This is a genomic window from uncultured Gimesia sp. (genome assembly GCF_937910335.1).
Classification (GTDB): domain Bacteria; phylum Planctomycetota; class Planctomycetia; order Planctomycetales; family Planctomycetaceae; genus Gimesia.
In genome coordinates this window covers 1-12462 of the sequence record NZ_CALEMX010000132.1, presented here as the reverse complement: position 1 = coordinate 12462, position 12462 = coordinate 1, and the positions used below count along the sequence as shown (strand labels likewise).

Below are 12462 nucleotides of genomic sequence, written 5' to 3'. Positions count from 1 at the left end.
TCTCTAACAGCAGTTTCCTGATTTCAAATCTTTAAGCAATGTTGTCAAAGGCATTCGCGTAACGCCTTCACTCCTTATATTCGCTATGGCATTCCGTGCAGGCTTTATAGATTCTCGTCAAACCTTTATCGAATTCCTCAAAATTGTCGCTTTTGGCTGCTTCGACCATTTCCAGGCAGGCCTTTGACATTGGATTGGCATGACTCAAAAAACCTTCATCGTCAACATAACCGTAACCTTCGGTTGTCGTGATTTTTGCTATGGCAGCTAAGAGATGTGATTCCTCGATCACTTTCTCTTTTTCAGATTTCAATGCATCAGCACTGCCAACGTTAGATTTCAACCATTTATAGGCGATGTCTGCACGTTTCATCAAATCTCCCATCGAAGCCACTTCGGAGAGTGGTTTTTTCTCCGGTGATTCTGGAAGTCCCGCAGGCGCGCTGCCATTTAGAATAACAATCATCTGTTCGAATGGGATTTGAATTTTTTTATAAGATTTGGGCCCTCGCATCAAAGTCTCTGAAGAGATGCTGGCAGCCAGATCGCGAAGAAATTTTGCATTTTTTTTCCAGCCTACATCTGCAGAATGTTCTGTCGCAATACCTGCCAGTGCAGCCAAAGTGGATGTAAAAGTGGGAAGTTCCAGGTATGTGGTATTATAAGTACCGACCGACTGCATGTTTTTGGTTAAACGATTACGAATATCCTTAACGTGCGATTCCAGAATTGGCATTGGGATGATTGTTTTCCAGTCGATTCCACCAGTGGCAGCGGGAGTTGGACTTTCTCCAGCCGGTGGTTTCATTTTGCCATTTGCAGGAGTCGTGTTGGAGGTAGCCGCAATCTTATTTCCTGGTAATGAAACAGGTGCCACCGCCTGATTATTCCCCGCCACAGCCAGAGGATTATCGAACCAGACATCATAAGGGATGCCGTCAATCATCTTGCGATCGTCTTTTTTTTCTACTGGTTCAGATTGTTGAGATTGTGTGTTTTGTACTACCTGTGTCGCGGGGGTAGTTGAAGCAGTTGTGGTTGTTTGGTTTTGCGCGGGTGCGGGAGCTGGTGAACTCCCTCCGCAGCCTGTGAATATTGCAACAGACAAACAGACACAAATGGGTGAAACAAATGTCACGATTCTGTTTCTGTTCAACCGGGGTTCCGGCTTGTTCATGGAGATCTCCCTCAAGTCCTTGAAATTAAACCGATTAGATTATGTGGGATCGAAGCCGCTGATGCAACAGAAGCTTGCACTGATTATTGAATGCTTTTTACCCGTGAATTTGATTACCCACAAATGAGACCACCTACCTGAGAGAGCCACCTACCTGAGAGAAGGGAGCAAATTCAAAAATACCACGTGTCGAATTTATTCTGCCTGAACATCATTCACGCCATTTTCAGCTCTATTGTAACAATATTCCAGTCAGGCAATACGGGGCTATTTGGATGTTTGCACAAAAAAAGTGTAAACAAACCTTGTCAACTAAAGGTCGACTTATTATCTCTGACCCATATCAGTCTTGTAACTGACATCGGTTTTTTCTCTGCTCAACTGAAAAATACCGACTCAGCCAGAATATAGAGTATAATTTGAGTGGTGAGCAGCCACGAAACATCTCTGGCCATTCGACTGTTTAACTTTTCGCATTCTGGAGAATGCCACAAACAAGCCGTCAGGGAAAGATAGAATTGATTTTAGTCAATCCGCTACCTAAATGGAGTTCACCAGGGTAGCAAAAAGGAGTATCTGAAGATGAACAAGATTGTTTGTTATACGTTGGGCTTTATTGCCCTATCCGTTACAGCAGTTCAGGCAGAAGGTCCTGCATTCAATTTAGGACAAGGATTTCTTCTAAGCCAGACAACAGCAGCACCGCCTGCATCGACAGTGGTTCCCGAACCAATGCCAGAGTTGTCGCCTCAGCCTTATGGGCAACACGTTGCTTCAGCCGGGATTCCCGTGTTCGAAAATGTTCGTTACAAACGGCATTGCAAAGTGGCACCGTGTTCAAGTCCGAAAATGGTAACGATTGTTGATCCTTGTGCTCCCAAACGCAGTTGTTGTGAGCCAGGATGTGTTGCCGTGGAAATTTGTGCCCCAGGTTGTGCCTGTGAGTGTGTCCGCTGCAGCAAAGATGGACGCCGCAAAGTATTTGATTATGGAAAATACAGTGTGGTTGTTCACTCACACCATGGAAAAGTAACTGTGACTTACCGCAGTTAATTGAGACTTTAAAAGCTTCATAGCAATTTAAAACAGCCAGAAACAGTATTTGTTTCTGGCTGTTTTTTTATTGTCTCGAAGAAATCCGAATGAGCCTGTCAGTGAATGATTGAACGCGTCATTTCGAAGAAATCACTCTACTCGCCCGATATCATGCGACTTCAGAGAGATATTTCGTTAAGTAGATAATCGCACCAACCGCACACCAGGCGAGGATAAACCCACTCAAATCCTGAAATGTCGGCTTCGGGATTTCAATATCCTTCGAATTGGGAAAGAGCCTTTTACCAACGGGAGCCGGGTCTTTCGGTAGTGTGCAAGGGGACTCAATCACTTCGTTCAGCGTAACAGGTGTATGCATTAAGGTATAGAAATGGTCCAGTTTTTCCTTTGATTGCCGTGGCGTTAAAAAACTCACGATGATCCCGCTTAAGACTGCCACACCCATGAATGAAAACATCTGCCAGACGTCTAACATTTTCACCGCTGTACCATCGACCTTGAACATCAGCTCTGGCAGCAATCCTGTTTTGTAAATCACATCAGGATAAAAAGCGACGGCAATCCAGACAAGAATTCCAGTGACAGTAGATGTCCAGACAGAGACCACATTCCAGCGTCTCCAGGATATACCAAACCAGAGGCTGATGCCGATACAAGCGGGGGTTTTTACAATGACTTTGAGCGCAGCAATGATATCGGTAAAAGTCGTCTGTAAAACGAGAGCCAGAATCACAATCACTAACCCTGATAAACGACCCACCCAGAGATAGTGGCGCTGGGAACGATCTTTTACTAGACATTTACGGTAGATATTCTCGGTAAATAAACCACTGGAGATAATCATCTGGGCATCGCTGGTACTCATGACGGCTGCCAAAAGTGAAGCAAGCAATAACCCAATTAATCCGGGGGCAATTGTAGGCAGAATGTCATGGGCCGCCAGACCAAAGAGTTGGTCTGCAAAATTGCGATCCGTGGTATCAATCTTTGCTTTTTCCTCTGCGGGTAGAGTCTGAAATTCAGGGCTGGCCTTCATTTTTAATGATTGATAAATTGCCTGATGTGCAGGGTCCGGTGATGTTTTCAAGGGACTGTTATCGCCCATATACCAGACTATGCATGCCAGCCCGGTAAAGGTCCAGGCGACCGTACAAAAGCGTTTGAGAAAGTTCCCGACGGTGAAACCAAATCGTCCTTCGTATTCGGTTTTCCCAGCTCCACAAACTCCCATGATATGGGGTTGAATCACAATTCCTGCCAGCGCGGTGACCGACAGCATAAAAACATAAAAGACGGTAATTGGTTCGCCCATGGTAGCGGCCAATTCATCGCTGGCGAATAGATCAAGCATGCCTTTTTTGAGGTCTGACTGTTTATGCAATTCGCCAAAACCACCAATCTGATAAAAGACAAAAGGGAGCAATAAAAATGAGAACACAATCGTCAGTATTCCCTGAATGAAGTCCGTAATAATGGCAGCGCCTAATCCGCCCGCCATTCCATATATGACAAACATGACGGTCACCGCCAGGATGGCGAATTCATAACCCTGAAGACGACGTTCCGTAATACTAAATGTCTTTTCTGCGGCGTTCCATTGGGCAGCAGGAACCATAATATTGGCTTCAATAGAGATACGGTCCAATTCATTTCCTGTTAACGCATCAACCATCTTCCCGGTTCCAAACAGACCACCGGCAATAAATGTGATCGAAATCGCAATCCCATAAAATGAATACATGACGGCAGTAGGGCCATTAAAGCGAGTCTCAAAAAAATCTGCTGTAGTTAATGCACGCATACGACGCATGATGGGAGCAACAAGCCAATAAAAGGGAGTCGCCCAGAGCCAGAGAAACTGCCACCAGATCCCTGCGAGACCCGCTCGCCAGGTTCCAGCGACAACGCTGATCGCCTGCTCGCTGCTTGTACCCGAACCAAAGGCAAAGAACATCATGAAGACTTTCCCGAACCGACGGCCTCCCATGAAAAAGTCTGTCATGTCTTTTACTTTTGTGATTGACCATAAGCCAATCGCCAGAATGATGATGAAATAGACAGCCAATACGATCCAGTCAGCAGTGTGGAGGCCTAACCAGAGTGGCTTTTCAGCAGAGAGTATCATTGCCTGATCCTCAAAATGATTGATGTTTCATGGACATTATTCCAAAATCAGACTACCGAGGATCATCCAAATATGCAAACCTACTGATGCAATGACTACCAGTACAGCAAATTACATGATTTATAACATTTTGATACAAATACGAATCAAACCATGCCTCTAAAACCATTTCGACTCCAAAATTTTGATTTCAAAGGCAGTCGCGCAACTGTTCTGGGGTTGGGACGGTTTGGTGGAAGTATTGCAGTCATTAAATATCTGGCTGATCGAGATGCTGATATCACAGTAATCGACAACAAATCAGAAGAAGACCTGGTAGAATCGCTAAGTAAGCTTGCTTCTTATCCTGATATCAAATTTGAGTTAGGGAGTTCAGGAACGCATCTACCAGAAACCGATTTCCTGGTTGCAAATCCCGCGATTCCCCCCCATCACGGTCTTCTAAAGAGTGCTCTGGAACAGCATATTCCCGTAACCAGTGAAATAGAACTCTTTTGGCAGTTAAATCGTGGCAAAGTTATCGGCGTCACTGGCAGTAATGGCAAATCGACGACAACAGCCATGATTCATTCCATCATCGAACTTTCAGGCGCACGCTCCTGGTTAGGGGGAAATATTGGCATCAGTCTGTTGCCCGTGATTGATCAGATTCAGCCAGAAGATTGGGTCATTTTGGAACTAAGTAGCTTTCAACTGGAAGCGCTAAATCGCATTCAAGTCAGCCCTCAGATTGCAGTCGTTACTAATTTCAGTCCGAATCATCTTGACTGGCATCAAACGGTGGAACACTATAGTCACTCCAAACAAACCATCTGTAGATGGCAGACAGAAAATGATTTTGCTGTGATCAATGCGGATGATCTTGAGTTAGCAAGCTGGAATATTTCCGGGCGTCTCTCCACATTTGGAGCGAATCGGAGTGTTAACCCGGATGTGTTGGCAGATCACCGTGACTTTGAGATCAAAGGCCAAGAACATGCTCTTCAACCTCAAATGAATGTACCAGGCATACACAATCGTTTGAATGCGGCTGCAGCAATTTCCGCATGCCTCTCTGCCTGCATTGATCTGACGACGATTCAAAAAGGATTAGAAAAATTCCAGGGATTGCCCCATCGATTGCAGTTTGTCGGTGAATTTCAAAATCGTCGATTTTACAACGATTCTCTGGCAACCACGCCGGAATCGACCATCTGTGCGCTGGATGCGTTTGAGAATGCTCCCATTATCCTGATGGCCGGTGGCTCTGATAAAAAAATAGACCTGACTCAGTTCGCCAGACTGCTCCACGAACGCACAAAAGCAACAGCTTTGATGGGAGAAACAGGTCCCATCATCGCGAATATTCTGGAGAAGCAAAAAGTCGATTCAAACGAGAACGGTTCAGCGATGATTTCTCAACCTCACACAACATTTGAAGAAGCGTTTGACTGGGCATATCTACAATCTGACCCCGGTGACCTGATTTTACTTTCGCCAGGTTGCGCCAGTTATGATTGGTTTTCCAGCTTTGTCGAGCGGGGAGAGCAGTTTATCAACTTATTTCGAAGTCTTTCAGACGGAATCAATCACTTAGCCCAAAAGTGAAATTTTGTGAGACTCACCGGCTATTTCCCTGACGTATTGCGGAACTGCATAACCGGGCAAGCGGGTGCGTAATTCACGAACCAATGCTCTCCCCTGCTCTTCTGCAACCTCAAAGTGCGCAACACCCGTCACACGATCCAATTGATGTAAATAATAGGGTACCGCGCCCAGGTTGATTAGTTTTTCAGAGAGTTTGACCAGTGTGTCGGCGTTATCATTAATGCCTTTCAGTAACACGGCTTGATTCAGAGTGGGAATGCCCGCCTGCAACATGTTTCGAATGGCAATTTCCGCATCACCGGCAATTTCATTCGGATGGTTCGCATGTATGACCATCCAGACAATCACTCCGCCTGCAGTAAGTTGCTGAAATAATTCCAGCAAACTAGCATGTATTCGATCGGGAAGAACAACGGGCAGCCGGCTATGTATTCGTAATCGCTTTACATGTGGGATTTCAGAAATTCGCTTACAAATCTCCTGTAATCGAATATCAGTTAATAACAGGGGATCTCCGCCACTGAGAATGATTTCCTGAATCGAGGTGTCGGAATGGAGTGCTTCCCATACCGGTTCCCACTCAGCCAGAGTACGCGGCTCCTCACCATAGGGATAGTGACGGCGAAAACAATAGCGACAGTGAACGGCGCAAGCACCACTCACCATCAATAGAGCCCTGCCTTGATATTTATGTAAAAGTCCGGGAGTTTGGCGAACATTCAAATCACCAACCGCATCATCACTGAAGCCCTGAACGGTTTCGTTTTCAAGTTCAAGTGGCAGAATCTGTTTCAGTAACGGGTCTTCAGGGTTACCGAGTTCCATGCGGTTTAAGTAACTTTCCGGAACCATCAGCGGAAACAATTGAACAGACTTCATGGCCGGTTCCAGCAGGTTTTCGGGTAGTTTTAACCGAGAGATGAGCTCTTTCGGGTCACGAATGGCCTGTGACAGCGACTTTTGCCAGGTGACTTCTGAAAGGGATAATGACATAAAAGGCATTTTCTAATTAGGTTTTTTGCAGAAAGTGCTATAAAACCAGATTCGCGTGATAATCCAGAATTATGAAACTGGCAGCGCTGTATCAATAGGGAGAGGACTTCTGTCTCATGAAATGACAGATCGAATTGGCTAACAATTCACCTGCTCTCCGTTTGCAACAGATATCAGATATGTTATTCTTTCGACCAAGGAAACAAAATGCAAATGTAGTTAATCATAACACTTTTATAGTCAGAGAAATTGAGCGATGCCACAAATCAATACAGGTGATTTTCGTAAAGGGCTTAAGGTTATTGTCGAAGGTGAGCCTTATGAAATGTTTGAAGTGAATTTCGTCAAACCAGGTAAAGGGCAAGCATTATATAAAACAAAACTGCGAAATTTGCTAAAAGGCACGATTCTCGATCGTACTTATAAGAGTGGTGGTGAAAGCCTGGAACAGGCCGATATTCGCAAGGGAGACGGGCAATATCTCTATAAAGATACCACTGGTCTGCACTTCATGGACAACGAAACTTTTGAGCAATATTCGATCGGGGAAGCCGTTTGTGGCGACGCCGCGAACTACCTTCTGGATGGCGCGATTTGCAGTCTCTTGTTTTGGAATGATCAACTGATCGGCATGGATCCTCCGCAACAGGTAATTGTTGAGGTGACCTATACAGAACCTGCCGCCAAAGGTAACACCGCTACCAATGTAACCAAGCCTGCCACCATTCAAACCGGGGCCACCGTGAATGTACCAGCCTTCATCAACGTGGGAGAAAAAATCAAAGTCGATACAGCCACCGGAGCCTATGTCGAACGAATCCGCGACTAATATAAAGGAAACCTGGTGAAATGAGTTGCTCATAATTCGTAATTCAACCCCGATTTCAGGCAATCAATTGTCTAATTGATGATTCTTTTGCTTAGGTTTCGTGAATCTGGGGATCTGATATTGAATTATTTGCAGGCGTTACCAAAAATACCTGTACGAGATTCGTATCAGCCTGTCAGCGACGAGTTTAAGGGAGTTGCTAAATTCAGGTTGTTTCCGAAATCACTAGTTGTACCACCATGGATCTCAAGGAGGATTGACATGGATGTCTGGAATCTGATTTTGTATGTTGTCGCATCGGTGTTAGCGCTGAAGTCATTGGCTTCATTAATGACACATCACAAAAAAGTAGTCGTCCAGCAATTGGCCATTGAGTACACTCAGGAAACAGGCCAGAATGGGAATACTGTCCCCCATTCTGATTCTTCAGACCAGCAGGAAGAAAACGCTTCTGAAGAATTAAAAATGCCTGCAGCTTAAAATGGTTCTGGTTGAGTCAACAAATGAAGGATCGCCTGAATCGAATTCAGACCGCGGTCCTTTAAAGTTTAATTTCATTTTTTCTGAGTAGTTAAAACCGTTTATGCCTCACGTCAATAAAACAACAAATCTTGATGCAGAGATCAGCTCTACCGACTTGGGCGAACTGCCGGCGGATGTCGTAACAGACCATAATCATAAGCTCTATATTGAGACTGTAGGCTGCCAGATGAATATGCTGGACAGCGAGCTTGTAGTGGCCGACCTGCGAAAACGGGGGTATGAACTCACACAAAATATTAAAGAGGCTGAAACAATTCTCTTTAATACATGCAGCGTTCGCGAGCATGCTGAGCATAAAATTTATAGTTCATTGGGTAGACTCAGATACGGATCCCGAAAAAATCCCAGAAAAGTGATTGGTGTCATGGGCTGTATGGCTCAGAAAGATCAAAAACTGATTTTTCAAAAAGCACCTCAAGTCGACTTTGTAGTAGGAACAGGCCAACTCGCTCAGGTCTCAGAGTTAATCGAAAAAGCACGCATCCATCACAGCAAAAATGAACGTAGCCGCGAACTTGCTGTGGGCTTAGGTCGAAAAGATGGAAAACATGCAGAAATTACGAACAGTTTCCAAAGCTATGACCCCTTACGCGACCCGGAAATGCGCCCCTCCCCTTATCAGGCATTTGTGCGTATTATGATTGGCTGTGATAAGTTCTGTTCTTATTGCGTTGTTCCTTCAACGCGCGGACCAGAACAAAGCCGTTCTCCCCGTGAAATCATCTCTGAAGTCAAAGTTCTATCCAACCAGGGAGTAAAAGAAGTCACGCTCCTAGGTCAGACCGTTAACAGTTACAAACACACACAAGATGGAAAACTGTTTCGCTTGTCAGATTTGCTTTATCTGATTCATGACATTGAGGGAATCGATCGAATCAAGTTTGTCACAAGTTACCCCAAAGACATGACAACCGATCTTCTGGAAGCAATCCGTGATCTCCCCAAAGCCACTCGTTATTTGCACGTTCCATTGCAGCACGGCTGCAATGATGTCTTGAAATATATGAAACGTGGCTACACAGTCGAAGATTACCGGGAGATGATGCAGCGGATTAATGAAATTCTTCCGGGCTGTTCTGTTTCAAGCGACTTCATTGTGGGGCATCCGGGTGAAACAGAAGAATCTCATCAAAAAAGTCTGGAATCAATACGCGAGTTTCGCTTCAAAAACAGTTTTATTTTCAAATACAGCGAACGTCCGGGCACAAAGGCTGCAGAACGTTTTCCTGATGAAATATCAGACAAAATCAAAAAACGTCGTAACAATGAGATGTTGAAGGTACAGAACGAAATTAGCGAAGAAGACAACGCGGAATTTATTGGCAAGCAGCTGGCAGTTCTGGTTGAAGGTCCCAGTAAGTCAGCACAGAAAGCCGTCGATGCTTCAAGTGACACCCTGGCAGAACAATTAGTAGGACGGTCGAACTGTGATCGCATTGTCGTTTTTGATGGCAGCTCGCGTCTAGCGGGATCGATCGCACATGTTGAAATTTTTGATGTAACGCCAACAACGTTAATTGGTTCCATTGTCACAAAAGAGTATCAGCATAATCCAGGCTCATCTCTACCTATTCTTCAGTAATAAAATGATTCATCTGATGCAAGAGTCAGAGAATTTCTCGAAATGCATCTTCCAACCTGGCATGTTGAAATTGAAACTCCGCAGCCTGTAATTGGTGGGGAACTACTCTCGCGCTACTGAGCATCAACTCTTGCCCCATTTCTCCAAACACGGTTTTGATACCCCAGGCAGGCACTGGCAAGAAGGTAGGTCGTGCCAGAACTTTTCCCAGTGTTTTGGTAAAGTCCTGGTTAGTTACTTCATCGGGAGCCACAAAATTGATCGGACCTTCGAGGTTGTCATTTTCGAGGCAGAATTGAATTCCATTAATGACATCCGCCAACGTAATCCAGCTCCAGTACTGGGATCCGGAACCGATTCTTCCACCAAGTCCCATTTTGAATGGTGTCAGCATTTTTGATAAAGCACCTCCCTTTTTATCGAGAATCATACCAAACCGCATATTAACAACGCGAATTCCGGCCTTTACTGCTGGCTCAGTGGCCTGCTCCCAGGCGTCGCAGACGTCAGCTAGGAATCCTTGTCCTCTTTTGCTGGCTTCATCAACTCTTTCTTCCGCACGATCTCCATAAAAACCGATGGCAGACGCACACAAGAATACCTGAGGCGGATGCTCCATTGAGGCTAATGTGCGGGCCAGCAAACGAGTCGATTGCACGCGGCTATTATAGATCGTTGTTTTCACATCTGGGGACCATCGTTTGTCAGCGATATTGGCCCCTCCCAAATGAATGACCGCATCAATACCGGTCAAATTCTCCACCGGCAAGTGATTATCCGAGGGCTGCCAGACGATTGAAGTTCCATACTTTTCTTCAGAGGGCGTGCGTACCAGCCGTACTAATTGATTGACGGGATCCGTTTCCAGTTTTCGACACAATTGTGAGCCGACCAGTCCAGAACTGCCTGATATCAACAGTTTCATCAGAGTGTCTTTTCCATCAAGAGAAATCACGCTAACATTATTTAGGACGCTTTGATTAACTTACTGCAATCTCCATTTTTATCCAGACAGGATCAATATCTAATAATGGACCGTGCACAAATTCGAAACATGTTATTGCAAACTTTTGAAGATTTTCAAATGTCACGTAGTGAGAGATCGGCTTTGAATCAGATCTTCTCACACATTAGCCTGACTGAGCACAATTTGTCACTGATACGCAAAGAAGCATTCCAGATCTTTAGAGATTATAAACCAACAGCAGGAACCAATGATACAGGCTTAAGCTGGCTGGAAGACATTATGAAAATACTGGCAAATACCACCAGCGATGAATCTTCCTTGAAATCAGAAGCATTATTCAGTCCGCGAGATGATTGTTCACATCGCATCTGCAGAATGATTGAATCTGCCAGGAAACAAATTGACATCTGTGTTTTCACGATTACCGATGATCGAGTAACCAGCGCAATTAAAAACGCTCATCAACGCCAGGTGCAAGTTCGCATTATTTCTGATAATGATAAATCCTTTGATCTGGGTTCCGATATAGAACGCCTTTCCCAGACTGGGATTTCAGTTCGAATTGATAAAACCAGTTATCATATGCATCATAAATTTGCCTTATTTGATTCGAAATTCATATTAACAGGAAGTTATAATTGGACTCGCAGTGCTTCAAAAAATAATTCTGAAAACCTGATTATTACAAATGAACCAAGTCTCATATTACGATTTGAGTCAGAGTTTGAAAAACTCTGGAATGAATATGCGACTTAAGAGCAGCCCGATTAAAAATGCATTTAATAGCTTCAATCATACAGAAAGAGTCAACCCGATGAGTGTATCCAATCCAATGCGATCTGTTTTATTTGTACTTGTTATTTTGTTCTGGAATGAAATAAATCTCTTTGCGGCTGATAAAACAGCGCGTCCGAATGTACTTGTCATCCTGGTCGATGATTTGGGTTATGGAGATTTAAGCAGCTATGGTGCTACAGATTTGAAAACACCGCAGATCGATAAACTCATCAGGCGAGGAATGAAATTTACAAATTTTTATGCGAACTGTCCGGTTTGCTCACCGACGCGAGCCGCGTTATTGACGGGCCGGTATCAAGATATGGTAGGAGTCCCTGGAGTCATTCGAACGCATCCGGAAAATAGTTGGGGATATCTGGCACCTTCAGCTCAAACACTGGCAGACGTGTTTCAGCAGGCAGGATATCACACCGGCATCATCGGGAAATGGCACTTAGGATTAGAGTCTCCTAATATTCCAAATAAACGAGGATTCGAGTTCTTTCAGGGTTTCCTGGGAGACATGATGGATGATTATTACGAGCATCGCAGGCATGACGTGAATTACATGAGACTAAACCAGGAAACGATCACCCCCTTAGGGCATGCGACAGATTTATTTACACATTGGACCCGTGAGTTTTTACAACAACAGGCATCATCAGATAAACCGTTTTTCCTTTACCTGGCTTACAATGCACCACACACACCCATTCAACCTCCGGAAGAAATAGTGGAAAAAGTACTGAAACGTGAACCTGGCATTGATATAAAGCGGGCGAATCTAGTCGCCCTGATTGAGCATCTGGATTCAGGAATTGGCAAA

The 12462-nt window shown here is 44.6% G+C and carries 11 protein-coding genes; 7 read left to right on the top strand and 4 right to left on the bottom strand.

Translation table 11 applies throughout. The annotated features are described in order from the left end of the window. Nucleotides 1-67: 67 nt before the first annotated feature. Nucleotides 68-1177, bottom strand: coding sequence for a hypothetical protein (locus tag Q0668_RS05290; RefSeq protein ID WP_298860902.1), 1110 nt, complete (start codon nucleotides 1175-1177; stop codon nucleotides 68-70). Between the two features lie 582 nt (nucleotides 1178-1759). Between Q0668_RS05290 and Q0668_RS05285 the strand changes: the two genes are divergently transcribed. Continuing rightward, nucleotides 1760-2230, top strand: coding sequence for a hypothetical protein (locus Q0668_RS05285; RefSeq protein ID WP_298860899.1), 471 nt, complete (start codon nucleotides 1760-1762; stop codon nucleotides 2228-2230). Nucleotides 2231-2381: 151 nt separating this feature from the next. Here Q0668_RS05285 and Q0668_RS05280 read toward each other — a convergent pair whose 3' ends face one another. Further along, on the bottom strand, nucleotides 2382-4358 hold the full coding sequence (locus tag Q0668_RS05280) for a hypothetical protein (protein WP_298860896.1): 1977 nt from the start codon (nucleotides 4356-4358) through the stop codon (nucleotides 2382-2384). A 153-nt stretch (nucleotides 4359-4511) separates the two neighbouring features. Between Q0668_RS05280 and murD the strand changes: the two genes are divergently transcribed. Then, nucleotides 4512-5945, top strand: coding sequence for a UDP-N-acetylmuramoyl-L-alanine--D-glutamate ligase (gene murD, locus Q0668_RS05275; protein ID WP_298860893.1), 1434 nt, complete (start codon nucleotides 4512-4514; stop codon nucleotides 5943-5945). Here murD and epmB read toward each other — a convergent pair. Next, on the bottom strand, nucleotides 5931-6938 hold the full coding sequence (gene epmB, locus Q0668_RS05270) for an EF-P beta-lysylation protein EpmB (protein ID WP_298860891.1): 1008 nt from the start codon (nucleotides 6936-6938) through the stop codon (nucleotides 5931-5933). The genes murD and epmB overlap by 15 nt on opposite strands. A 256-nt stretch (nucleotides 6939-7194) precedes the next feature. Here epmB and efp point away from each other — a divergent pair, with 256 nt between their 5' ends. The 3 genes from efp to miaB all read left to right on the top strand — a co-directional run bounded on the left by efp (nucleotide 7195) and on the right by miaB (nucleotide 9892). Beyond that, nucleotides 7195-7767: an elongation factor P gene (gene efp / locus Q0668_RS05265; RefSeq protein ID WP_298860888.1), complete on the top strand. Its 573-nt coding sequence runs from the start codon at nucleotides 7195-7197 to the stop codon at nucleotides 7765-7767. A gap of 261 nt (nucleotides 7768-8028) precedes the next feature. Beyond that, nucleotides 8029-8247 carry a hypothetical protein gene (locus Q0668_RS05260; RefSeq protein WP_298860886.1) on the top strand — a complete coding sequence of 73 codons (219 nt, stop codon included), beginning with the start codon at nucleotides 8029-8031 and terminating at the stop codon, nucleotides 8245-8247. A 103-nt stretch (nucleotides 8248-8350) separates the two neighbouring features. Next, complete coding sequence (gene miaB / locus Q0668_RS05255; protein ID WP_298860883.1) at nucleotides 8351-9892, top strand: tRNA (N6-isopentenyl adenosine(37)-C2)-methylthiotransferase MiaB; 1542 nt, start codon at nucleotides 8351-8353, stop codon at nucleotides 9890-9892. Nucleotides 9893-9917: 25 nt separating this feature from the next. Here miaB and Q0668_RS05250 read toward each other — a convergent pair whose 3' ends face one another. Beyond that, nucleotides 9918-10817 (bottom strand): TIGR01777 family oxidoreductase, encoded by a 900-nt coding sequence (locus tag Q0668_RS05250; protein ID WP_298860880.1) that lies wholly within the window; start codon nucleotides 10815-10817, stop codon nucleotides 9918-9920. 105 nt (nucleotides 10818-10922) lie between these two features. Here Q0668_RS05250 and Q0668_RS05245 point away from each other — a divergent pair, with 105 nt between their 5' ends. Beyond that, on the top strand, nucleotides 10923-11615 hold the full coding sequence (locus Q0668_RS05245) for a phospholipase D-like domain-containing protein (protein ID WP_298860877.1): 693 nt from the start codon (nucleotides 10923-10925) through the stop codon (nucleotides 11613-11615). 58 nt (nucleotides 11616-11673) lie between these two features. Then, nucleotides 11674-12462, top strand: a 789-nt coding sequence (locus Q0668_RS05240; RefSeq protein WP_298860874.1) for a sulfatase-like hydrolase/transferase, incomplete at its 3' end; no start/stop codon positions are given.

What these genes read in the sequence shown, in the direction of transcription:
- Q0668_RS05260 (WP_298860886.1), top strand. Translation starts at nt 8,029, where the DNA reads ATGGATGTCTGGAATCTGATTTTGTATGTTGTCGCATCGGTGTTAGCG.
- Q0668_RS05290 (WP_298860902.1), bottom strand. Translation starts at nt 1,177, where the DNA reads ATGAACAAGCCGGAACCCCGGTTGAACAGAAACAGAATCGTGACATTT.
- Q0668_RS05280 (WP_298860896.1), bottom strand. Translation starts at nt 4,358, where the DNA reads ATGATACTCTCTGCTGAAAAGCCACTCTGGTTAGGCCTCCACACTGCT.
- Q0668_RS05250 (WP_298860880.1), bottom strand. Translation starts at nt 10,817, where the DNA reads ATGAAACTGTTGATATCAGGCAGTTCTGGACTGGTCGGCTCACAATTG.
- epmB (WP_298860891.1), bottom strand. Translation starts at nt 6,938, where the DNA reads ATGTCATTATCCCTTTCAGAAGTCACCTGGCAAAAGTCGCTGTCACAG.
- Q0668_RS05285 (WP_298860899.1), top strand. Translation starts at nt 1,760, where the DNA reads ATGAACAAGATTGTTTGTTATACGTTGGGCTTTATTGCCCTATCCGTT.
- efp (WP_298860888.1), top strand. Translation starts at nt 7,195, where the DNA reads ATGCCACAAATCAATACAGGTGATTTTCGTAAAGGGCTTAAGGTTATT.
- murD (WP_298860893.1), top strand. Translation starts at nt 4,512, where the DNA reads ATGCCTCTAAAACCATTTCGACTCCAAAATTTTGATTTCAAAGGCAGT.
- miaB (WP_298860883.1), top strand. Translation starts at nt 8,351, where the DNA reads ATGCCTCACGTCAATAAAACAACAAATCTTGATGCAGAGATCAGCTCT.
- Q0668_RS05245 (WP_298860877.1), top strand. Translation starts at nt 10,923, where the DNA reads ATGGACCGTGCACAAATTCGAAACATGTTATTGCAAACTTTTGAAGAT.